General features: G+C 34.2%; 15 protein-coding genes and 1 pseudogene. 12 read left to right on the plus strand and 4 right to left on the minus strand.

Annotated features, from left to right (window positions below; genetic code table 11):
- Positions 1-50: 50 nt before the first annotated feature.
- Positions 51-1,529: a helix-turn-helix domain-containing protein gene (locus GQR94_RS01295; protein WP_158979436.1), complete on the minus strand. Its 1,479-nt coding sequence runs from the start codon at positions 1,527-1,529 to the stop codon at positions 51-53.
- A gap of 119 nt (positions 1,530-1,648) precedes the next feature.
- Here GQR94_RS01295 and aceB point away from each other — a divergent pair, with 119 nt between their 5' ends.
- The 12 genes from aceB to GQR94_RS01355 all read left to right on the plus strand — a co-directional run bounded on the left by aceB (position 1,649) and on the right by GQR94_RS01355 (position 18,062).
- The gene (gene aceB, locus GQR94_RS01300) at positions 1,649-3,247 is read left to right on the plus strand and encodes a malate synthase A (RefSeq protein ID WP_158973640.1); all 1,599 of its coding nucleotides are present in this window, start codon (positions 1,649-1,651) and stop codon (positions 3,245-3,247) included.
- Between the two features lie 74 nt (positions 3,248-3,321).
- Positions 3,322-4,947 carry an isocitrate lyase gene (locus GQR94_RS01305; protein ID WP_158973641.1) on the plus strand — a complete coding sequence of 542 codons (1,626 nt, stop codon included), beginning with the start codon at positions 3,322-3,324 and terminating at the stop codon, positions 4,945-4,947.
- Positions 4,948-5,624: 677 nt separating this feature from the next.
- Complete coding sequence (locus GQR94_RS01310; RefSeq protein WP_158973642.1) at positions 5,625-7,490, plus strand: sensor histidine kinase; 1,866 nt, start codon at positions 5,625-5,627, stop codon at positions 7,488-7,490.
- Positions 7,491-7,492: 2 nt separating this feature from the next.
- On the plus strand, positions 7,493-7,912 hold the full coding sequence (locus tag GQR94_RS01315; RefSeq protein ID WP_158973643.1) for a response regulator: 420 nt from the start codon (positions 7,493-7,495) through the stop codon (positions 7,910-7,912).
- Between the two features lie 154 nt (positions 7,913-8,066).
- Complete coding sequence (locus tag GQR94_RS01320; RefSeq protein WP_158973644.1) at positions 8,067-8,588, plus strand: hypothetical protein; 522 nt, start codon at positions 8,067-8,069, stop codon at positions 8,586-8,588.
- Between the two features lie 164 nt (positions 8,589-8,752).
- Positions 8,753-10,036, plus strand: a complete 1,284-nt coding sequence (locus GQR94_RS01325; protein WP_158973645.1) for an APC family permease — start codon at positions 8,753-8,755, stop codon at positions 10,034-10,036.
- 360 nt (positions 10,037-10,396) lie between these two features.
- Positions 10,397-10,909 (plus strand): GNAT family N-acetyltransferase, encoded by a 513-nt coding sequence (locus GQR94_RS01330; RefSeq protein WP_158973646.1) that lies wholly within the window; start codon positions 10,397-10,399, stop codon positions 10,907-10,909.
- 206 nt (positions 10,910-11,115) lie between these two features.
- Positions 11,116-12,141, plus strand: coding sequence for an adenosine deaminase (locus GQR94_RS01335; RefSeq protein ID WP_158973647.1), 1,026 nt, complete (start codon positions 11,116-11,118; stop codon positions 12,139-12,141).
- 720 nt (positions 12,142-12,861) lie between these two features.
- Positions 12,862-13,227, plus strand: a complete 366-nt coding sequence (locus GQR94_RS01340) for a hypothetical protein (RefSeq protein ID WP_233268597.1) — start codon at positions 12,862-12,864, stop codon at positions 13,225-13,227.
- 89 nt (positions 13,228-13,316) lie between these two features.
- The gene (locus tag GQR94_RS01345) at positions 13,317-13,958 is read left to right on the plus strand and encodes an MCP four helix bundle domain-containing protein (RefSeq protein WP_158973648.1); all 642 of its coding nucleotides are present in this window, start codon (positions 13,317-13,319) and stop codon (positions 13,956-13,958) included.
- Positions 13,959-14,227: 269 nt separating this feature from the next.
- Positions 14,228-16,141: a SulP family inorganic anion transporter gene (locus GQR94_RS01350; RefSeq protein WP_158973649.1), complete on the plus strand. Its 1,914-nt coding sequence runs from the start codon at positions 14,228-14,230 to the stop codon at positions 16,139-16,141.
- 424 nt (positions 16,142-16,565) lie between these two features.
- Positions 16,566-18,062, plus strand: coding sequence for a phospholipase D family protein (locus GQR94_RS01355; RefSeq protein WP_233268601.1), 1,497 nt, complete (start codon positions 16,566-16,568; stop codon positions 18,060-18,062).
- Between the two features lie 1,131 nt (positions 18,063-19,193).
- Here GQR94_RS01355 and GQR94_RS22580 read toward each other — a convergent pair.
- The 3 genes and pseudogenes from GQR94_RS22580 to GQR94_RS01375 form a co-directional block, all read right to left on the minus strand.
- Positions 19,194-19,880 (minus strand): annotated as a pseudogene (locus GQR94_RS22580) (glycoside hydrolase N-terminal domain-containing protein).
- A 14-nt stretch (positions 19,881-19,894) separates the two neighbouring features.
- Positions 19,895-21,493, minus strand: coding sequence for a ThuA domain-containing protein (locus GQR94_RS01370; protein WP_158973652.1), 1,599 nt, complete (start codon positions 21,491-21,493; stop codon positions 19,895-19,897).
- 42 nt (positions 21,494-21,535) lie between these two features.
- A complete protein-coding gene (locus GQR94_RS01375) occupies positions 21,536-23,362 on the minus strand; it encodes an alpha-L-fucosidase (protein WP_158973653.1) in 1,827 nt (608 codons plus the stop codon).
- Between the last annotated feature and the right edge of the window lie 40 nt (positions 23,363-23,402).

The following is a 23,402-nucleotide window of genomic DNA, read 5'->3' on the forward strand; positions in this document are numbered from 1 at the left end:
ACAGCTGCGCTCTTTTTCTGTAAAAACAGAACATCACTCCAGTATAATCTTTACGACATATATTTAGCATTTAATTCTTTAACAATCATTTCTATTTTTTTGTTTTTAGCTTTTTGTTCTAAATAAACAGCAGGCTTTTGCCTTACCGTACAATCTTTAATGGGGCAACTTTCACAGGTGACTCCCACGTTTTGGGTTTCAATTGCTGGATCACCTAAAAAATTAAGTTTTCGTTGTAATTGTTTATTAATGAGCAACCCAACACTAATACTGCGATAATGCCCCTCTTTAAAAGGATCTTTTGTAGCTGAAGACAATACAAGATATTTCATACCATCTTCTGGATAATTAGAGATTTGCATATCAAACTCATGCTCCTTTTTGCTTATACTTATGTCTTCCAACATTTTTAGAGATACCCAACGTCTGCAATAATGTTCGTCTGTTTCGTTGGCATGCGGCGAATGTTGGTGAGATAGATGCAACTCTTTTTTGAGGTAAAACTTATTGCTTCCTGCCTTGTGTGTAAATCTTAGAAAAAACAAATTTTGAATATTAAACGCTTTGGGCAAGATATTGGTCAAACGCTGATAAAACGACTCTGGTGATGCATTAAAAGACTCAATTGCTTTTAAAAATAAGGAAGTATCAAAGATTTTCTTTTCAAAAATTTCATTTAGTTCCGCTTTAATTTTAGCACTAGCAATAATCAATGCCCCCGCAAAATAAGAAGCATAAAAGTTATTTAAAACTTGATTAAAAGTCTCAAAATTTATCCATGGAAATGTATATAGTCGCTCTTTTATATCCAAGAAATTGTACCCCAACTCTTTAGCATAAATAAAAGTTCGTTGCGCTTCATCAATTGAATTGGTGAGTAATAAAGTCTTGGTTTTTGCCACAAAAACAGAACGTAAATCGCCTAAAGCCTCATAATTACTCAATTCATCGACCTCAATAGTATATCCATACTCTTCAATTAAGATCTCTTCTAAATCTTTAGACCTAATAGTTTCATTTAAATCTATTTGATAGGCCTTAGCAAACTTTAAAACACTTTGTTCTATATCTTCAAAGTAGTTATTATTTGCTTCTTGGTATGACCTTAAGGAAGCTAAATAGAAACTCTCTCTGCTAAAATTGTAATTCTGTGCTATTTTTATAACCGTACTAATAAAGGCATTTACCTTGGCTGGTGCATTCGCCACAATATCAATCAGGTTACTTTCTTTAATTCCAAAAAGCTCTAAAGGAATTTCCTTCAATATTTTAGACTGCAACAGCTCGCCGATAGGCGCTAAATTCTTATCTAATTTTAAAGAAACCATATGGTCGTAAGGGACATCTAATTTTTCTGAAAGAATGGCGATTTTATCTGGTTTTGGATATTTTTTTCCATTTTCTATTTCGTTTAAATACGACTTAGATAAGCCCGATAATTTAGATAAGCCAAACAAAGACAAATTCTTCTCAGTCCGTATCTGCTTTAGCTTTAAGCCAAATATTAATTTAATGTCCTCTTCTTCCATACTAGCAAATATACTCTTTTTTGCGAACATCTATTTTCAGCGAAAAAACATATTTAGCGAACGTTCGCTTGTTTTTTACAAAACTTTGTTATACTATTGTCCTATAAAATTATAACACCATGGAACACAAACTCTTAAAATTACCCAAGATTACTTTTGCCAAGGACGTTACCAATTACTATCCTGAAATTTTAACGGATGAGGCCCTTAATTTTTTAACTGCACTTCATGAAAAATTCAATGTAGAACGTTTAGAATTGCTAAAAAGACGCGTCCATCAGCAACAAGTATTTGATGATGGTAAGTTTCCTGAGTTTCCAAGAGAAACAGCTGCCATTAGAGATAGCGACTGGACTGCAGGAAATATACCTCATGATTTACAAGACAGACGCGTAGAAATCACAGGTCCTGTTGAAAGAAAAATGATTATAAATGCATTAAACTCTGGAGCCAAAACATTTATGGCAGACTTAGAGGACAGCAATGCACCTACTTGGAAAAATACTATTGAAGGGCAAAAAAACCTTATAGATGCCAATAAAAAAACAATTTCATTAAGCGACCCGAAAAGAGACAAGTTTTATAAATTAAACAAAGAAACTGCCGTTCTAATAGTAAGACCAAGAGGCTTACATTTAAACGAACGACATATTACCATTAACAACGAAGAAGCTTCTGGTAGTTTGGTAGATTTTGGATTATACGTATTTCACAACACTAAAACCCTATTAGCGCAACATACTGCGCCGTATTTTTATTTGCCAAAAATAGAACACTATTTAGAAGCACGGTGGTGGAATGAGGTATTTACCTTTGCTGAAAATTATTTAGAAGTTCCTAAAGGCACTTTCAAAGCAACGGTTTTAGTAGAAACCATTACCGCTAGTTTTCAGTTAGACGAAATAATCTATGAGCTTAAAGATCATATTGTGGGCTTAAATTGTGGCCGATGGGATTACATCTTCTCTTATATCAAAAAATTTAGAAACCATCCTAATTTTGTAGTTCCAAATCGAGATCAAGTGACCATGACTTCTCCTTTTATGGATGCCTACTCTAAGTTGGTGATACAACGTTGCCACAAAAGAGGCATCTTAGCGATTGGTGGTATGGCAGCACAAATTCCTATAAAAAATGATCCAGTTGCCAATAATGCTGCATTGGAGAAAGTAAGGAAAGATAAAGAGCGTGAAGTAAAAAACGGTCACGATGGCACTTGGGTAGCACACCCAGCATTAGTAGCGGTGGCAATGACAGAATTTAATAAGTATATGCCTACTCCAAATCAATTACAGGTAACTCGCGATGATATTCATATCACGGAACAAGATTTAGTAGAAATCCCTAAAGGTACCGTTACGGAAGCTGGCATTCGAAAAAACATCAATGTGGGTATACTATACACCGAAGCTTGGTTGCGAGGTTATGGTGCTGTTGCTCTGTACAATTTAATGGAAGATGCTGCTACTGCCGAAATATCTAGGACACAAGTGTGGCAATGGTTAAAGAATAAAGTCACCCTAGAGGATGGTCGTCAATTTAATCCAGAAATATATGCTGATTTAAGAAATGATGAAGTTGCAAAAATTAGTGCTGAATTTGGACCGGAGACTATAAAAAATACGCGGCTTAAACTAGCCATTGAACTTTTTGACAAATTAGTTTTGTCTGAAGAATTTGAAGAATTCTTAACGCTTCCCGCATACCAATATATATAAAAAAAGCGATCCTGTGATTGCGTCAACAATCAACAGGATCTAATTATTAATAGTAAATAACGTATTACAAAATTATGAAAAATTTAGCACAAACAAATTATGGTTCTGCATTAGAAACTGTTAGGAGTCTTAAAGCAAAATATGGTGCATCATGGAATGCAATACACCCGGAAAGCGCTGCTAGAATGTCAGCTCAAAATCAGTTTAAAACTGGTTTAGATATTGCTAAATACACCGCTGCTATTATGAGAGAAGATATGGCTGCTTATGATGCGGATTCTTCTCAATACACACAGTCATTAGGTTGCTGGCACGGGTTTGTGGCACAACAGAAAATGATTGCTGTTAAAAAATACCACAAAACTACTAGCAAACGCTATTTATACCTGTCGGGTTGGATGGTTGCCGCATTGCGTTCAGAATTTGGTCCTTTACCAGATCAGTCAATGCACGAAAAAACTGCTGTTTCCAACTTAATAGAAGAGATATATGATTTTTTACGTCAAGCAGATGCTATTGCATTAAATGATTTATTTAGAAGACTTGAAAATGGAGAACCCGTACAGAATCAGATCACTAATTTTGAAACTCATGTTGTCCCCATTATAGCAGACATTGATGCTGGTTTTGGAAATGAAGAAGCTACGTATTTGTTGGCAAAAAAAATGATTCAAGCTGGAGCTTGTGCCATTCAGATTGAAAATCAAGTATCTGATGCCAAACAATGTGGCCATCAAGATGGGAAAGTGACCGTACCACATGAAGATTTTATAGCGAAACTAAATGCGGTTCGATATGCTTTTTTAGAACTAGGCGTAGAAGACGGAATTATTGTTGCCAGAACAGATTCTGAAGGAGCTAGCCTTACACAAAAACTTCCCGTAAGTCAAGAACCTGGAGATTTAGCCTCTCAATATTTAGCTTTTGTGGAAGCAGAAGATATAAAAATTGGTGATGCTAAAGAAGATGACGTACTCCTTAAAAGGGATGGTAAATTAGTACGCCCAGTACGGCTAGCTAATGGGTTGTACAAATTTAAAGAAGGTTCTAACATAGATCGTGTGGTATTGGATTGTATTACAAGTTTACAAAACGGAGCAGATTTATTATGGATAGAAACACCTACCCCTAATGTAAAGCAAATTGCCCATATGGTGAACCGTGTAAGAAAAGTTGTGCCTAATGCAAAATTGGTATACAACAACTCCCCTTCTTTTAATTGGACCTTGAGTTTCCGTACTCAAGCATATGAAGAAATGCTTGCTGAAGGAGAAAATATGACGGAATATGATAGAAATAATTTAATGGATGCAGCATATGATGCTTCAGAATTATGCCTTCGCGCAGACGAAAAAATTAAATCATTTCAATTAGATGGTGCAAGAGAAGCAGGTATTTTTCATCACTTAATTACATTACCTACCTACCACACTACAGCCCTTCATATGGATGATCTTACGAAAGGGTATTTTGGAGAAGAAGGTATGTTGGCGTATGTAAAAGGAGTGCAAAGACAAGAAATTCGTAAAGAAGTGTCTTGTGTAAAACATCAAAGAATGGCAGGTTCTGATCTTGGAGATGACCATAAAACCTTTTTTGCGGGTGATAAGGCTTTAAAAGCTGGAGGGGGCAAAAATACGAGCAATCAATTTGAAAGCAGTAAAAAAACTTCCAAACGAGAACTAGTTCTTGACAAATAAAACTTGTCAAAAGTTTTAACAAAGGCAGCATCTAACGGTGTTGCCTTTATTCATTTTATAAAAAACGCTACCGCTACTATTTTAAATTTATCTTCCTTTATAGGTATGTACTGAAGAACTTCCAGATTGTAACGCTGTTATTTCCGCTAAATACCTTCCTACAATTCATGGGTGAAGATGCCTTTTAAAATGACCCGCTCCATAGCTTCTTCCTAATTTATATTTCTTCTTTTTCACCACCCACACCTAAACATTTTATACAGCACACGAACAGAATAAGAGTATAAATTTGTTATTCCTGACAAAGGCTACATGAAATTAAGTGTTTCCTTGTAAGTTTTATCTATATTTATGGCGCTGTAAAATCTTTAATTTTACAATATTTAGAGTACTGATGATTTTAAAAACAAACCTAGAAATTTTTGCCAAGTGCGATGAGAAAATTAAAAAGGTTGAATAGTTATGCTTCATCTATACTTTTACAGAGCGCATAAAAACATGGAATAAAGAGACAAGAATAAAAATAACTATTCAGAATACACGGTTAATTTTACGCTAAATCAATATATCATTTTAATACCTAGCTGGACAAGACAGCATTAAAATTTAAACATATAATCACGGAATTCATCCGAGTTGCCCATCTCAAAGTAAATACACTGAACTAAACCTAAGTTATGAATCCTAATTTAAATGCTGAAATTATAGCTGTAATAGCGACAAATAATGATGATATTATATACAAGTTTAATGAAGGAGCCGAAACTTTACTCGGATATTCTTCTTCTGAAATGATTGGTTTAAAAAAAACCATTTCTTTTCTTAAAGAAGATGAATTTGAAAATTTCAAAAATGATATAGCCATACGCTATACGCTGAAAAATTTAGATTTTAATCCTTATAAAATATTAGCCCAGAATGATGGCTATGATTCTCGGGAGTGGACGATTGTAAAAAAAGATGGCACTACATTTATTGCACAATCTACACTTACTCCTGTAATAAATGAAAGTGGTCAAAGCAATGGCTGTATAAGAATATTTCGAGATATTACAGCACAAAAAAAAACAGAAATAGATCTTATACGCAGAAATCAGATCTTAAATTATGCTGAAAAAATAACCCAGATGGGCCATTGGCAACTAGACACCACTAATGATAACGTTATCTGGTCTACCAACTTATTTAATATTTTTGGTGTTGATCTTAATGAAAAATTAAGTTTTCAGACCTACTTTAATTTAGTTCATCCAGACGATAAGGACACCGTTAATTCCTTCTTTGAAAAATCAATAAAGGACAAAAAATTTAATGAAATATTACATCGTATTATATTAACCGATGGCAAAACAAAAACAATTCAACTCCTCGGGGACGTTATTACAGATAATGCAGGCAATGTCATAGAAATTATTGGAACCTGCCAAGATGTAACCGAGCAAAGAATGGCAGAAATAAAATTTAAAGGACTGCTTGAATCTGCTCCAGATGCGATGATTATAGTAAACGAACAGGGAAAAATACAGTTGGTAAATAACCAAGCCGAAAAATTATTTGGGTATCCGTCTCAAGAATTGATTAACGAACCAGTAGAATTATTACTTCCTAAAAGATATACAGAAACGCACGCCTCACATCGTGAGCTCTTTTTTAATATTCCCAAGACCAGAAAAATGGGAGAAGGAAAAGAACTCTTTGGTATTAATAAAAAAGGAACAGAAATACCCATTCAAATAAGCTTAAGTCCTCTTAAAACAGAAGAAGGTCTTCTTGTTTCTGCCGCAATTAGAGATATCACCTTTCAAAAAAAGGCAGAAAGAAAGATATTGGAAGCCAAAGGAGGTTTAGAAGTTTTGGCACATAAACTTACCGCAAAAAATATACAACTAGCAGATTTTGCGCAAATAACCTCTCACAATTTACGCGCTCCCGTTAGTAATTTAAATTCCTTGTTGGATTTTTATAAGGATGCAGAAACAGAAGATGAAAAAACCTTATTATTTGAGAAATTTGAAAATGTCATAAACCACCTTACCACAACATTAAACACATTAATTGAGGCTTTAAAGGTAAAAGACGAGAGCTCTAAAAAAATTGAAACTCTTGCGTTTAGTGAAATCCTAAAGAAAACACAAGAAATTCTTTCTGGTCAAATTTTAAAAACAAACGCAAAAATTACGAGCGACTTTACTGAAAATCCAAATATTGAGTATAATAGCGTTTATTTAGAAAGTATTTTTCTTAATTTAGTAAGCAATGCTATAAAATATAAATCTGAAGATAGAACTCCAGAGATTTTTATACAGGCTAAGCGAGAAGAGGGTATCCTTAAACTCACGTTTAAAGATAATGGTCTTGGCATAAACTTAAAAAGACATGGTCATAAAATATTTGGATTAAATAAAGTATTTCATCGCCACCCTGATGCCAAAGGGGTTGGTTTATTTATGACTAAAGTACAGGTTGAATCTATGGGTGGGAAAATAACTGTAGAAAGTGACGTTAATGTAGGCTCTGTTTTCAGTATTAATTTTAATAAATAAAAATGATTAAAAATTTTAATTTTTGTATTGTTGATGACGATGACATTTATCAATTTACCATAAAAAAAACAATAAATTCCCTAGATCTAGCAAAAAATATCATTGCTTTTTCTGATGGGGAAGAGGCCTTAGATTACATGATTAAAAACCTTCATAATGATGAAGAACTCCCTGATATTATCTTATTAGATATTAATATGCCAATAATGGATGGGTATCAATTTATGGAAGAATACGTAAAAATTAAACCGAAATTAGGAAAAAAAATAACCATCTATATGGTCTCTTCATCTGTTGATCCAATAGATATTGAAAGAGCCAAAAGAATAAGTGAAATCTCAGACTACATTATTAAGCCTATAAAAAAAGGAAAGCTAAAATCTATTGTAGATAAGTTAATCATGGAAGACTCCATGGAGTAAAGGAACCTCCCTATAAAGTCTGCTGCTGTGAGATTTTATGTTTCGATAGCATTAGTTAACTTCAAAGTACTAAGTTGTCGTATTTTTACTAAAAAAAGTACGTACTACACTAAAGTAGTGTTCCTCTTACTTGCAATTTCGCATCCCCTATAAAATGATACAAAAGACTTTAATTGTAATTATCTTTTTTCTGGGTTTTACAGCACTGGGTCAAGAAACTCAAAAAGATACCACCGAAATTAGTAGCTACAATCGTCAGTTTAATTCCGAAAAACAAGTTTCTATTCGTGTTGGAGCCGGAATTCAAAAATCATTTTATACCGAATTGGGGTTAGCGCTTCATACGTGTAATTATGGCGATACAGGATTTTTCTCTAATGATATCTATAGTGCTTTAGAATGGACTCCCAATAAAGAAAAAGATATTTACGGGTTAAAAATTGGGTATGAGGTCAATGCTTATTTGTTAAATTTAGGTTTAGAAGCAAAATACCTAACAGACTTTAAGGAACGAGATTTCGTTTTCACGCCAAAAATAGGTTTAGGCTTATATGGCGATGTAAATATTTTTTACGGATACACCATCTCCACAAGTAACAATCCTTTTTCAGGAAACATAGGCCGCCATCAACTCTCCATTGTATTAAACCTCAACAAGCACTTCTTAAGCGCTTAATATTAAAAAAATAACTTTTCATTCTTAATTATAAGGAGGTAACTCATCTTAATGGAACTATAACCACTAGAAACTTTTGCGCTTAGATATACAGTCTATAAAATAATTTTAACCCTATGCCCTACTTACTACTAGATTATTGATACCATCAAATAAACCCAAGAATGAAAACTAAAATAAGCTTAAAAGAAGCTATATCAATTGGAATAGGCGGTATGGTGGGAGGCGGTATTTTTGCTGTACTTGGACTGGCTGTTTCTTTAGCTAAAGGCGGTACTCCAGTTTCTTTTTTAATTGCAGGATTAATCGCCTTAGTAACCTCTTATAGCTACGTAAAATTATCGCTAAAATACCCGAACAGAGGCGGCACCGTTAAATTTATAAATGAAGGATTTGGTAATGGAATTTTTAGTGGAGGCATAAACAATTTACTTTGGGTGAGTTACATTATTATGCTCGCATTATACGCCTCTGCTTTTGGTTCTTATGCACCTAATTTACTTCAATTAACAAGTGATAGGACTTTAGACGCTCATATCTATGCTTCTTTTATTGTTGTACTTGCTACAGCTATTAACTACTATAGTATTTCTGTTGTTGGAAAAATAGAATCTTACGCTGTAATTATAAAGCTAATCATCCTATTATCGTTTGCAGGTTTTGGTATTTACGGCTTATTTGGAAACCCGCATGTAGCACAGCTAGCACCAGAAAATTGGGAATCTCCATTTCACCTTCTTACTGCTGGAATGGTAATTTTCGTGGCCTATGAAGGTTTTGAATTAATAGCAAATGCTGCACCAGATATTGAAAACCCAGAGGTAAATATTCCAAAAGCATATTATTGGTCCGTATTGTTTGTAGTAGCACTCTACATCATAATAGCAACAATAACTGTAGGTTCCTTAGCGTTTGGTGAAATTGCTACTGCCCAAGATTATGTATTAGCAGAGGCCGCAAAACCAATGCTAGGGAAAGTAGGGTTTACCATCATTACTATAGCTGCATTAATTTCGACATTCTCTGCCATAAACGCCTCTCTGTATGGCGGAAGTAGCGTAAATTATGAACTTGCAGAGGATGATGAGCTTCCTAATGAATTTCTTCACAAAATATGGAATCAGCCTATTGGCTTATTTATTACCGCAATAGCAACCCTAATAGCTGTAAACACTTTAAAGCTAGAAAGTATATCAACCGCAGGTAGTGTTGGGTTTTTATTAATATTTGCTGTGGTAAATTATACAGGGTTTAAATTATCTAAGGAAATAGAAGGCAAAAAAAGCATACCACTCTTGGGCACTATCTCCTGTTTTGGTGCCATGATAGCCTTACTAATTCAACATTATACCGTTAGTAAAATTGATGTATTTATCGCACTTGGTATTATCGCTTTTTGTTTTACAATAGAATATCTCTACAAAAAAACAGCGCATAAAAAAATCTAATGGCCTAAAGAACTGATTTTAAAAGAAAATAAGATGAGGCATTTATAGCTTTTCCTTTTTAGTACCTTGTTCTTTAGCTACAGTCCCTCAACTAAAAAATATAAAAAGAAACGCCACGATACACCACTATAATGCTACTTTCTTTCAAATAACACTAGCCTTAAAGACTTTAAAAAGAATATAAAATATGCTAAAAAAATAGTAAGAAGTAAGAAAAAACTAACTTCAATATAATTAGAGGCAATTTGAACGATTATCCAAATAAAAAACCGAATTTAAAAATCTCTAAGCAAAAATAAAAAAGCATATCCTTCCACATTTTTATTAATTTAGAGCTGCTAGTAACTAAATACAAAATTCATGTATAAGGAATTTCAAACAGAACGCTTATGGATAAAACCAACTTTAAAACCGGACGCTGAATTGATTTATCAACTCATGAATACGCCTAAATTCATACAATATATAGGAGATAGAGGTATTAGTACCATTGAAGATGCTGAAAAATATATTCAAGACATAATGCTTCCTCAATTAGATTCACTTGGTTATTCTAGCTATACGATTAGCAGAAAACTGAACGGTGACAAAATTGGCACATGCGGTCTTTACAACCGGGAAGGCCTTGACGGAATAGATATAGGCTTTGGCCTCTTACCTGGGTATGAAGGTTTAGGTTACGCGTATGAAGCTACACATGAAATACTAAAAGCTGCTTTTGAAGTATTTGAGATTAAAGAACTTAAAGCAATTACATCGAAAGAGAACTTCTCCTCTCTAAAACTTTTAGAAAAATTAGGCTTAAAAAAGATTGGTGTAACAAATCTTCCAAATGACAGCAAGGAGTTATTACTTTATAAAATTGAAAAGTAAAACGTTTATCGTTCTTTGTGACACAAGGTCAATTTTAGAAACTATAGTACTAGAATTCAAACGGAACTAGAAGCTAGCGAAAATTATTATTATATTTAATGAGAATTTAGAACGCTCTTACAAATTCTACAACCAAATACGATATTACTTACTTGGTACTGCACTAGCACAAGTACTATAAAACTTTATAAAAAATAATTTATTTTATGGAATCATCTGAACTTAAAAAAATCATTCAAGGAATTCCCAAAGCAGAACTTCATTTACATATTGAAGGAAGTTTTGAACCCGAGCTTATGTTCGAAATTGCCAAAAGAAATAATATAACACTAGATTATGACTCTGTAGCCTCCTTAAAAAAAGCCTATAAATTTAACAATCTTCAAGAGTTTTTAGACCTTTACTACATAGGTGCTCAAGTACTCCTCCATGAACAAGATTTTTATGATTTAACTTGGGCTTATCTTAAAAAAGTTCACAGTCAGAATGTAGTGCATGTTGAAGTGTTTTTTGATCCACAAACGCATACGGATAGAGGTATTCCTTTCGAGGTTGTTATTAACGGTATCTATAAGGCCCTTGAAAAAGCTAAAGATGAATTAAACATTTCCTATAAACTTATCATGTCTTATTTAAGACATTTGAGCGAAGAAGAAGCGTTTAAAACACTAGAATCTTCTTTGCCTTTTAAACATTGGATTGATGGGGTAGGTTTAGACTCCTCTGAGAAAGGAAATCCTCCTAGTAAATTTACCAAAGTATTTAAAGCTTCCGCAGATGAAGGTTATAAATTAGTCGCGCATGCAGGAGAAGAAGGCCCCGCTGAATACATTTGGGAAGCTCTTGACGTATTACATGTTCAAAGAATAGATCATGGAAATCGTTGTTTAGATGATGCTGTTTTGGTACAGCGCTTAATTCAAGAAAAAATAGGCCTAACCTTATGTCCGCTAAGTAATATAGCACTTAAAGTTATTCAGAAAATGCAGGACCATCCTGTATTAAAAATGCTCGACAAAGGAATTTTAGCTACCATTCATTCAGACGATCCTGCATATTTTGGAGGATATATGAATGAAAATTATTATGAAACGGCTAAAGCTCTAAATCTAAATAAGCACCATCTTATGCAGTTAGCCATTAATGCTTTTGAAGTAAGCTGGTTGGATCCTGAAACGAAAGAAAAACACATTTCTGAAGTCCAAAACTATTTCAGTGCGCTAAGCTCATGATAGAAAACTAACTTCAGATACTTTCCCGTTAATCCTCTATTTTTTTATGCAATTACACGCACTAAAAAAACAACTTGATAACGGGAAGGTATATTAAAGAACCTCAGCGTTTAAACTCAGACATTTTTTTAAATAAAACAGAAAAGAATGTTCTGATAAGGCTCTTCCCACTGATTAAAGACTTTTTGACGCTAGACTAAAAGTAGCTAAGAATAATATTTAAAATACTTGAGGGAAATAATATCCAATGGAACTGCAAACCCTAAAGAGCTATCCAATTTTTAAAATAGCAAACTAACTTCTTCAAAGACAGCTTACCTTTCTCTAGGGAGGTACAAAACTGCACATAACTATTTTTGCTCCATACCCAAAGGAACAAAATAAGAGTAGCCAAGCCAGATCAAATAGTGTTTAAAAGCCTAAGAGATCATCTGAAGGAAGCTACAGGGTAGAATCTCCTCAACCGGGTAATTTCTCCTCACTACAGATAATCCTTTGCTCCAAGAATAAAAATTTTACAACTGATAATCAATTAGTTACAACATTACCATCTCTTTTCCGTAATAAAGGCATGCCGTTTGCATTTTGTGTTCTGAACTTCTGAAATTATAAAAATTAACCTTTTTATCAGTTCCGGATCTCACGAAAAAACGAGTAGCAAAAGCTACAAGTTAATTAAAGTACAGCACACGATACTAATTTTCTAATCTTAACTATATAATGATGATAAAATATATCCTAGTCCTAATATTTTCAACAAGTATACTCCAAGCACAAGATCGTCCCTATGCAACAACTTCAGATGTACAAGTAGGTGATGTTTTTGAAATAGGCAAACCAAAAACCAACACCTATAAGCACATAGATTTTCCTCGTGAAAATTTTATTATCAAAAGAGGTGGAATCGCAAATTACAAACATCAAGAAGGAAAGTTAGTCGTCATAACTGCTATAAAAGAAAAAAAAGACGGCAGTACTCAAGTGAAAATAAAACGCAAGGACAGTGGTCGTTTTTTTGGTTCTCACACCCTCGTATCCGCAGATTTTAAAAAAGCGCTGACCTCTGGTGAGCTAAGGGCTAGATAGATTTTTTGTCCGTTAGTTCATAAAATCCATCTGGTGGCTTCACATTACAAAAAAAATAGTTTCCTATAAGAATAAAAACAAAGAATATCATGTTTACAAAACTTAAAATATCGCAACGCATATTAATATGCTTGGTACTTGCCATGGCATTTTTATTAGTTCTAGGTTCCAATCGGTTGGACCAAAGACATTTTTCGAACATACAAACTTCTGTGAATTCAGTATATAAAGACCGAGTCGTTGTTCAAAATTTTATTTATCAACTGACCAATATTATTCACGATAAGGAACTACACCTTCTTCTAAAGGAGAACGATAAACCTAATTTATCTGAAAATAAAAAAGTAACGCAATTATTATCCGATTTTGGAACTACAAAACTGACTCCAAAAGAATCGCACTTACTCGATCAGCTAAACCTACAATTCTCAAGCTTGCAGGAACTGGAACATAAATTTTCAGAAACTAACAATGGCTTATCCGAAAACCACAACATAGCAACGATTAAAAAACTTAATGAAATAAGCTTAAGTCTAAATGGCTTGGCCAACATCCAGTTGGAGGAAAGCAAATTATTGACGCAACTTTCAAATAAATCATTAGGCATGAATAACCTGCTTTCGAAACTTGAAATGGCTTTTTTAGTCATTATTGGAATTGCTATGCTGGCTTTAATATTTAATCCAATGAAATTAATGCATGCCTATCCTGGCAAACCCTCCCAGAACTAGTGTACAAAAAAATGATCATAATAAGGCCAAAAAACGTTTGATTGGGGAAGAGCTTGGTTTTGATCCGTGTAAATTGAGATCATACATACATGTCCTATTTAAAGGCTATAGCTCTAGTGCTATAGCCCCTCAGCACTACAGAAAACAATAGGCCTTTAATTCACAACTAAAAATCAAATACCATCCTTGAGATGAAACCGTCTAAAACAGTTTTAATCATGGTATTTGATCATACATTTTTTTGATTAAAAACAAATAACCAATATATAATGAAGCATATTTTTTCAAACTTAAAAGGTGATCTCTTTGGTGGTATTACAGCTGGTATTGTCGCCCTTCCCCTAGCCTTGGCATTCGGTGTTAGTTCCGGAATGGGGCCAAGTGCTGGTCTTTATGGTGCAATATTTATAAGTTTTTTCGCTGCCTTGTTTGGCGGAACAAACACGCAAATCTCAGGACCTACAGCACCAATGACCGCAGTAAGTATGGTCGTCATTTCAGGAATTATTGTGCTTAACGACGGGAGCCTAGAAAAAGCATTACCAGCGATATTATTAGTTTTTCTTTTGGCTGGTTGTCTGCAGATTGTCCTTGGCCTTATTGGCGTTGGCAAATATATACGATACATTCCCTACCCCGTAGTTTCTGGTTTCATGACCGCTATTGGGGTCATTATATTGGTTACACAGCTATTACCTTCTGTAGGATACTACCCCAAAGAGGATGCCGCTTTTATAGAAAACTATAAGCCTATGGCGGAAGAGTTAATTCTGAACAACATTTTAAGTGAAGAAACGGGAGAAGGCATATTAGTTCTCGAGGATATTCAAGAAACAGTAAATAGGGCTAATGAAGTTACAGAAGAAAGTATTCTTAAAGAAGCTAAAACATTAGCAAATATCGATGCATCAGGAGTTTTTGGGGCAATTAAAGTGCTCCCAAGAGCCCTTCAAAATATTAATTGGTTAGAATTAATACTGGCGTTATCTACGATTTTAATCATCTTCGGTTTTAAAAGAATCACTAAAACAATTCCAAGTGCATTGGTGGCATTAATAGTCGTATCAGGAGTGGCTTATGGTTTCAATCTAGACTACCGCCCTATTGAACAGATTCCTGGTGGGTTTCCTGTCCCTAATCTAAAAATGTTCACCCAATTTGAGCTAAATTCAATTACCCCCTATGTATTTACTGCGTTAACCTTAGCACTTTTAGGAGCAATTGATTCTCTATTGACCTCTGTGGTCGCCGATAACATGACCAAAACAAAGCACCGACCAAATAAAGAATTAATTGGACAAGGTGTAGGTAACAGTATAGCCGCATTTTTCGGAGGTCTTCCAGGAGCTGGTGCCACCATACGAACGGTTGTTAATATAAATGCAGGAGGTAAAACAAAATTATCAGGTATGGTTGCTGGCGTTCTGCTTTTGATCATCCTCTTGGTCTTAGGCCCTATAGCCTCTCAAATTCCTGCCGCAGTACTCGCCGGAATATTGGTTACCGTTGGCATTGGCGTCATGGACTATAAAGGCCTAAAGGCCATTCCTTTTATGCCAAAAGATGCAAAAATAGGACCTTTCAAATTTAGTTCAGAAGTAATCATTATGCTCGTTGTCTTAGTATTATCGTCAGTATGGAATCTCGTATATGCCGTAGGTGTAGGGTTAATAATCGCCTCCCTGATGTTTATGAAAAAAATGGGGGATCTTACCGCAGAACGTTCAGACGTTAAGTCCCTCGAAAAAGAGAAAGGCTGGGCAGATGAAGCCGAATTTCCAAAAAATCTAAAAGAAGAAGTTTTCATCAAACACCTTAAAGGTCCCTTATTCTTTGGTTCTACAAGTGAATTCCTGAATTTGGCCAATCAAATACCAAAAAACGCTTCTACAGTAATCATACGAATGGGACGTATGCAGTATATGGATCAATCAGGACTCTATACGCTAGAAGATGTATTAATAGACCTTAAAAAAGAAAATATCATTATTCTTTTTGTCAATGTTTTAAAACAACCGCGTTATATGATGGAAAGAGTTAATATTATACCGCATTTAATTCCGGAAAAAAATATCTTCGATAATTTTACAGATTGCTTACAATGGATAAAGAATAATGTAAAAACCCAATCGGAAACTAAAAATATAATAACAGAAACAAGTACTGATCCTAAAAATTTTTAAATTATTTTAATTGACTTTCAAAAAAGAAAGTATGGTTTTAAGAATTAAATTATTGGCGTACCCAAGCAAAATGTTGAGATAAAGAAAGGTGAAGACGTATTCTAACTCCCAGATGCTATGAAATTTAGTCTATTGAAAACGTAATATATTAATATCTGAATTTTTGAAAAATTTTATTAATGCTACGCTTCAGGTGTTTATGATTTAATGCTTTCGTACATTTACTATAGCGACCTGTTTACAATCTTTAGCACACCAGAATTTGATTAAATAAATATAAATCAAAAGTGTCTTATCATAGATTGATAAGACACTTTTGCTACGTGTGCAAAATAAAGAAACTTACATATACGTTTATTAACAGAAACCAATAATAAACCCACTTCAATTGATTCTCAATTATAAATATTCTTTTACTCTTTTTTTGCTAGTACTAGCTTCTTGTAATGAAGAACCAAAAATAGCGCCACCAACAGATTTCTGTGCTACCATTCATAAAAATGACAGCATTACATTAACCAATGAGTTAGCCGAAGTAAAAGAATTGATGGATACCAAAACTGGGGTATATGTTTTAGAAGACGGTAGTGGTTCTATGGTAGCTAGAGCATGGCTTAGTGAATATGCTGAAAAGACAATAGACATTCAATATTTTATCTTTTCTACAGATAATGTAGGTCTTATTGCTTGTGATTATTTGATTAGAGCAGCAGATCGTGGGGTTAAAGTAAGAATCATAGTAGATGACATTATGGTAAATGCAGACATTCAAGATATCTTAACGTTTGCCTCTCACAAAAATATTGAAGTCAAAATTTATAATCCTGGAGTTAATTTAGGAAAAAACCTTTTTAGAAAAATACAAAAATTTACAACAGATTTCAGAACTGCTAATCAACGTATGCATAACAAAACGTTTATCGTAGATGGTAAAGTAGTCATTACTGGAGGTAGAAATATTGCGGATGAGTACTTTGATTATGACCATGAGTATAATTTTAGAGATAGAGATATTCTATTATTAGGAAAAATAGCTAAAACTGTAAATACTTCATTTGACCAATTTTGGAATAGCACATTAACAAAAGAAGTCTCTAAAGTTGTTGAAGACCTACCTGAAAATATAACCTCAGAAAAAAGATTTGACAAACTTCATGAATATGCCTGTAATCCCTATAATTTTTGGCCACAAGTTAGAAAGCGTATTGCTGCCTTACCTACAACATTTAAAAAAATAAATGAATCAGGAGATTTAGTTTGGTTAGATGAGGTACAGTTTATTTCTGATGCTCCCGGAAAAAATGACGGCGAAAGTGGTTTGGGAGGTGGTGGAATTTCCACTAGTGCCTTGATTAACTTAGTTAAAAATGCGAAATCATCTATAGACATTCAAACCCCATATTTAATAACAACAAAATTAGCGCAAAATTTATTTAAAGAGGCCATAGACCGCGGTGTCAAAATTAGAATTTTAACCAATAGTTTGGCTTCAACAGACAATGTAGAAGCCTTCAGTAGTTATCAAACGGATAGAAAAAAATTATTACAAACAGGAGTAAGAATCTTTGAATTTAGGCCTGATGCTGCAGAACGCAAAAAAATAATGACAGGAGAATTACAAGAAACGCTAGACTATACTCCCATTTTTGGACTGCATGCCAAATCAATGGTAGTAGATCATAAAACAACGGTTATTGGTACCTTTAATCTAGACCCTAGAAGCGCAAATTTAAATACCGAATGTGTGGTTATTGTTTCTTCTGAAAAAATTTCTAAAGGTGTTTTAAGCGGAATGGAAGAAGAATTTAAACCTGAAAATTCATGGGAAACCACCTTGGACTATAATCCAGACTCCGAGGTAAATAAGTATAAGCGTTTAAAAACTTGGACTAGAAAATTAATTCCAAAAGAAATCCTGTAAGTTATAGTACTCCACAAACTATTTTAAAGCCTCAAAATTCCGTACTCATCTGGTTTTAAAATAACAATCAAAGCTGATTAGTATGTTACGCGCGTACCGTCCTTCTCTGAAAATTTTTCAGAAGACACCTTTTGATTTAGCAGCATTATATATACCGTAATTTTCATGAAATTCAAGAGAACTAAGCGCTTGTGATAAGAAGAATTTTAGATACAATTTTAACTTTCTATAAGCGTTAACTTCTAACCTTCCTATTTTTTGGTTCCAAGTGCTTACCCAAACAAAATCTGGATTTGTAGAATCCTAATAAACCCTCAGTGCAAATAACAAAATGAAGGCTAATGCCTTCTCATTTTTTGGTTCCAAGTGCTTACACAAACAAAATCTGGATTTGTAGAATCCTAATAAACCCTCAGTGCAAATAACAAAATGAAGGCTAATGCCTTTTCATTTTTTGGTTCCAAGTGCTTACCCAAACAAAATCTGGATTTGTAGAATCCTAATAAACCCTCAGTGCAAATGACAAAATGAAGGCTAATGCCTTCTCATTTTTTGGTTCCAAGTGCTTACACAAACAAAATCTGGATTTGTAGAATCCTAATAAACCCTCAGTGCAAATGACAAAATGAAGGCTAATGCCTTCTCATTTTTTGGTTCCAAGTGCTTACACGAACGTTGTTCTTGATGCCCTTGGAACCAAAAAATGAACCGCTTACACGATTCATTTTGGTATTCAGTCGGGATGACAGGGTTACACCCCTACCCTATAATTATTTGATTATCAATTAATTAAAATTACTAAAATTAAACTGTTAACCGAATTGTTGACGATTATATAAATGACCTTAAAGTAAAATGCTTTACTTTCTGATAAACCAAAGATATAATTTGCCGTTATAAAAATCCAAGAAAATAACTCAAATCTTAAGAAAAATAAATTTGTTCCAAATCTGAGGTTTCAAAAACTCACCTATATCTACTACTTAATCATTTTTATTTTCTATATGATATTTTAATACATAAGAGTTCGTGCCATCACTACCATCGATAGCTACACCGCTAGGGCAATAAAGGTATTCTGGTTCATTATTAGCATTCATTAACAACTGTGGTCTCTCAAATTTAACGGCGTTATGTACCGCACATTCGCGGTTTCTGGAATACTATCTTTAAGATGAAATTTTCCGAAATTATGAAAGCCTGAAAATGGCTTAGGATTAAAATTATGGCCTTATCAGGAAAACTAGAAAAATATTCTCTTTTAAAGCCAATACCGTTGCTTTCAAAAGTTGTTGTCGCTATCGATTTATTAATGTCTAGCGCTCGTTTATAATGAAGTACCGAATCTAATTTGGGAGTTTCTACAAATAAGTTACCCAACATTTGGTATGCATTTTAACCCCAAGGCAATCGCGTATTTAAAACTTTACTATCAACCAATTTTTCTGCATCCATATACTTACCCTCAAAAAGCAGTTTTTAAATAGTATCGATGTACATACCAGCATCTTTTTTATCGTGATAAGAATCTTTTCCACCTGTCCAAATAGTTTCCTCGTTTAGGTAAATTATTTCTTTCTCTAGAGTGCCGTAAATCATGGCTCCTAAATTGCCATTACCAATTGGTAGACCTCCATCCCAATCGACTGTTGGTTGTTTAAACCATATTTTTAGAGGTGATTTTGATACAAATTCAGTCGTCTTATTACAACTAAAAAAAGAAAGTACTAAAATAAATGAGAAGGCAGATTTAATAATCATTTTAGATTTTGAAAAAACAAAACCCATTCTCTTATTTATAATTTTACTTTGTTTCATAATTAATACTATTGCTATTTATTTATATTGTATTTAAGCATTAAATAATCTACAACCGTCTTTAATTCAGCATCAGAAAGCGGTCTTTCAAAAATTAAGAATCGCGCGATTTCACCATCAAAAGATTCTACTCCTGGATGATTTGTAGCATCTCTTTCTTGACCAATAACCATTTTTGACGGATTTGAATTAGGGTTAACAGGAAATTCCTTTGTCCCCACAGGTGTTGTATGGTTAATAAACATTTCCATGGTTACGGTCTCTTTACCTGAATCTAGCCTACCCATAATTAAATAATAAACAGATTTTTGCAGTGGTTCTTCTATTAGAATTTGGGGGCTATCATCATTCCAAGTTCCTTTTTGCAAACCATTTCTAGAAGACATCCAAACTTGATTTTCTATATTCAACCCTCCCCAAAAACCTTCATACTGACCTTGTTTATCAAGGTTCGTATTACGAAGGTTTCCAAAAAATGAATTCACCCCAGGTTTCCCTTTTACTTGTTTATAAACTGACATTATTGAAAACCAAGTGTAACCACTTCCTGTGGTTAAATGGTCAAAAGCATCTTCGTTGTGATTTACCAATTCTTGCCGATGAAACACTACTGAATTATGACCATTAAGATTTGGAATATTTTGTTTTAAACTAGGCCTTCCAGAACCTTTAGTTTCCCGTCCTTCATCTTGTTGCACGAATTTTTTAACCTCATTTTCAACATTATTATTCCATGTGCTTATTCTATCGTCATCTTCAATTAGAACATTATAATCTGCGTCTAAATCCAATATAAGACCATTATCTATAGGTAAAACGTCCTCTTTTTTTGAATTATCGGCCGCCCACTCAATTCCGCCTGCTATCAAATTTCGGAAATTTGAATCTGCATATATTTCTTGAGTATGCCCCAGTGATGTAAAAAAAGAGCGCCCGCCATCGTATTGCTGACACCAAGTAAACGGATGGTCTCCACCCATTTTTTGAGTACCCTCATACGAATCTTCATCAACAGATAATAATACATGTACATCCTTACGTGGGTTGAATGAGAACCGATGCCATTCATCTGTCACTGTCCATTCCTTATCTAGATGTTTAGTACTTTGATGTACTGCATCTTCTACAATTAATTTAGCGGATTGTACTTTAGGGTGATCTATCTGTTTAGTCCCAATTAATTTTTCAAACCATTGTTGGTATGCACCTCCCTCATTCCAAATAGCACCTGCACAATGTATACCTACAAATCCACCACCATTGCGAATAAATTGTTGTAGTGCTAGCTGATTACCTTTAGATAGTATTTGCCCTTTATTTCCACAGTTATTATTAAATAACACCACATCAAATGAGACTATTTCTTTTACATTAAATATAGATGTATCATCGGTTGTAATAACTTCCCATCCATTATTTAGGCCTAAAGCTTCAATAAGATCTATCCCAGCTTCTTTTGAGTCATGCACATATCCATTAGCACCATAAAAGTTGAGAATCTTAATTTTTCTTTCATTTATACTTTCTCTTTTTTTCTGCGCTGTTAAACGAACACCCGCAGGTAAAAGGAGTACTAGTATTAAAAGTAGATTTTTTTTATTGATCTTAATCATTTTCACTTAAAAGTAAACACGCTTATTATTCGATAATAAATATCATCTTGGAACCAAGGTGACATCTCTTAAAGTCATTAAACCTTGATGCAATCTTTTCGCTTCATTATCTATCTTCAATGGTTTTATGGTCATTTTATACCTTCCTGGTTTCAAAGTCACATCGCCCAATACAAGGGTATTGTACTTCACTATTAATGGTGATTCTTTAGCTTTTGGATGTAATGGAATTGCTTTAACCGTATGTTGAAACGTTTTATCAGCAATGGTTAATTCAAAAACACCGCCATCTACTAAACTGCCATAAGTAATCTCAACATTGTAGGATCCATCTTTCTCTACTAACAAATCCCACTCTGCCAAATCATTCTCTTCTGTCCAACCTTTCAAATTTTCACGTTGTGCTCCTGCTCCAGTACCATAAGCAAAGTGCAATGTTTCACCTTGTATGTTTGCAAATCCTACAGAAAAAAAATAACCTCCAGCCGGTACAGCTCTCATAGCATCTTTTGCTAGTAATTCTTTATGAAAAACTCGTATTGCATGGTCTACTTTAGGCGTGCCTTCTAATTCTACTTTAATAACATTCGCCATTTTATAGGGTGGCGATTTAGGTATTGTTATATATACATTTCCGTTTTTACGAGTTACTCTTAAATATGTATTCATTGTATCAGCCAAAAAACATGCAGATTCTACTTCTGTTACTAAGCCTGGTATCATTAGCTTCCCATTTTCAGGCCAATCAAAAATTTGATAGTAGAGTGTATTTCCTTTTCTGGTAGAAGTTCCCCATTCTAAAAAGTAATGTGGTCCTTTTTGGGCTTCATAAATTGATTCTCCGTTCGTTTGAAGCCAATCTCCCACTTTTTCTAGCTTCTTTACACTTGTTTCAAGAAATTCTCCTTTAGGAGTAGGGCCTAGATTCATCAAAAAATTACCTCCACGAGAAGCTGCATAACAGAGGCTATAAAGTGCCCATTCAGGAGATTTTGATTTTTCTGTACCGCTATAGAACCAACCGCCATCGAATTTTGCGCAAGACTCCCAATAATCGTTTTGGTTTCCTATATATGGCATAAAATTCTCTGGGGAATGGTGAGCTCCTTCTCCTTTTCTACGTTGGCCTATACGGTTCGCTATTACAGTATTGGGTTGTATCTCACGTATTTTATCCCGAAACTCAGTCGCCCGTTCCACAGTCCAACTATTCACCCATTCTCCATCAAACCAAACACTGATCATAGGGCCATAATTCGTCAATAACTCTTCAACTTGCCCTAGCATAAATTCATGATACTTGGCATATTCAGCACTCCCTATATCTTTAGAATAAGTAGGCTGATACATATCCCAAACGGAATAATACACTCCAAAAGGCATCTCTTGTTCGGCACAAGCATCCGCCAATTCTTTTATTGGGTCTCGTTTAAAAGGTGTTTTTTCTATAATATCATAGTCCGTCAGTTTAGAATCATACATTGAAAATCCTGCATGATGCTTAGCCGTTATTACTATGTATTTAAAGCCTAAACGCTTTGCTGTTAACACCCATTTTTCGGCATTGAAATTAGTCGGGTTAAAATTTTCAAGAACTGTATCAGGTATAATATATTCTCCTCCTTTTCTCTGTGGCCCCCAATGCAGAAACAAGCCATATTTAGCATCTGCCCATTTGCGCATACGTTCTTTTTTTTCTTCGGATGTCTCTCCAGGGAAACCAACTACAGGAGGCTCTCCAACTTGAAAGCGCGCAAACCATGGAAGGTCTTTTTTTAGAAAGGCTGACTTCTCAAGAGGATCTCCTCTGAATAGTTTTGTTTCGTTTTGATTTACTATCTTTTTTTGAGCCGTAACACCTATTACCATTAATAAAGTGGTAATAGGATAGGTAAATAGGATTTTTTCA

It is taken from the genome of Cellulophaga sp. L1A9 (assembly GCF_009797025.1).
Classification (GTDB): domain Bacteria; phylum Bacteroidota; class Bacteroidia; order Flavobacteriales; family Flavobacteriaceae; genus Cellulophaga.

Coding starts and splice junctions, on each gene's coding strand:
- GQR94_RS01295 (WP_158979436.1), bottom strand. CDS start 1,529: ATGGAAGAAGAGGACATTAAATTAATATTTGGCTTAAAGCTAAAGCAG.
- aceB (WP_158973640.1), top strand. CDS start 1,649: ATGGAACACAAACTCTTAAAATTACCCAAGATTACTTTTGCCAAGGAC.
- GQR94_RS01305 (WP_158973641.1), top strand. CDS start 3,322: ATGAAAAATTTAGCACAAACAAATTATGGTTCTGCATTAGAAACTGTT.
- GQR94_RS01310 (WP_158973642.1), top strand. CDS start 5,625: ATGAATCCTAATTTAAATGCTGAAATTATAGCTGTAATAGCGACAAAT.
- GQR94_RS01315 (WP_158973643.1), top strand. CDS start 7,493: ATGATTAAAAATTTTAATTTTTGTATTGTTGATGACGATGACATTTAT.
- GQR94_RS01320 (WP_158973644.1), top strand. CDS start 8,067: ATGATACAAAAGACTTTAATTGTAATTATCTTTTTTCTGGGTTTTACA.
- GQR94_RS01325 (WP_158973645.1), top strand. CDS start 8,753: ATGAAAACTAAAATAAGCTTAAAAGAAGCTATATCAATTGGAATAGGC.
- GQR94_RS01330 (WP_158973646.1), top strand. CDS start 10,397: ATGTATAAGGAATTTCAAACAGAACGCTTATGGATAAAACCAACTTTA.
- GQR94_RS01335 (WP_158973647.1), top strand. CDS start 11,116: ATGGAATCATCTGAACTTAAAAAAATCATTCAAGGAATTCCCAAAGCA.
- GQR94_RS01340 (WP_233268597.1), top strand. CDS start 12,862: ATGATGATAAAATATATCCTAGTCCTAATATTTTCAACAAGTATACTC.
- GQR94_RS01345 (WP_158973648.1), top strand. CDS start 13,317: ATGTTTACAAAACTTAAAATATCGCAACGCATATTAATATGCTTGGTA.
- GQR94_RS01350 (WP_158973649.1), top strand. CDS start 14,228: ATGAAGCATATTTTTTCAAACTTAAAAGGTGATCTCTTTGGTGGTATT.
- GQR94_RS01370 (WP_158973652.1), bottom strand. CDS start 21,493: ATGATTAAGATCAATAAAAAAAATCTACTTTTAATACTAGTACTCCTT.
- GQR94_RS01375 (WP_158973653.1), bottom strand. CDS start 23,362: ATGGTAATAGGTGTTACGGCTCAAAAAAAGATAGTAAATCAAAACGAA.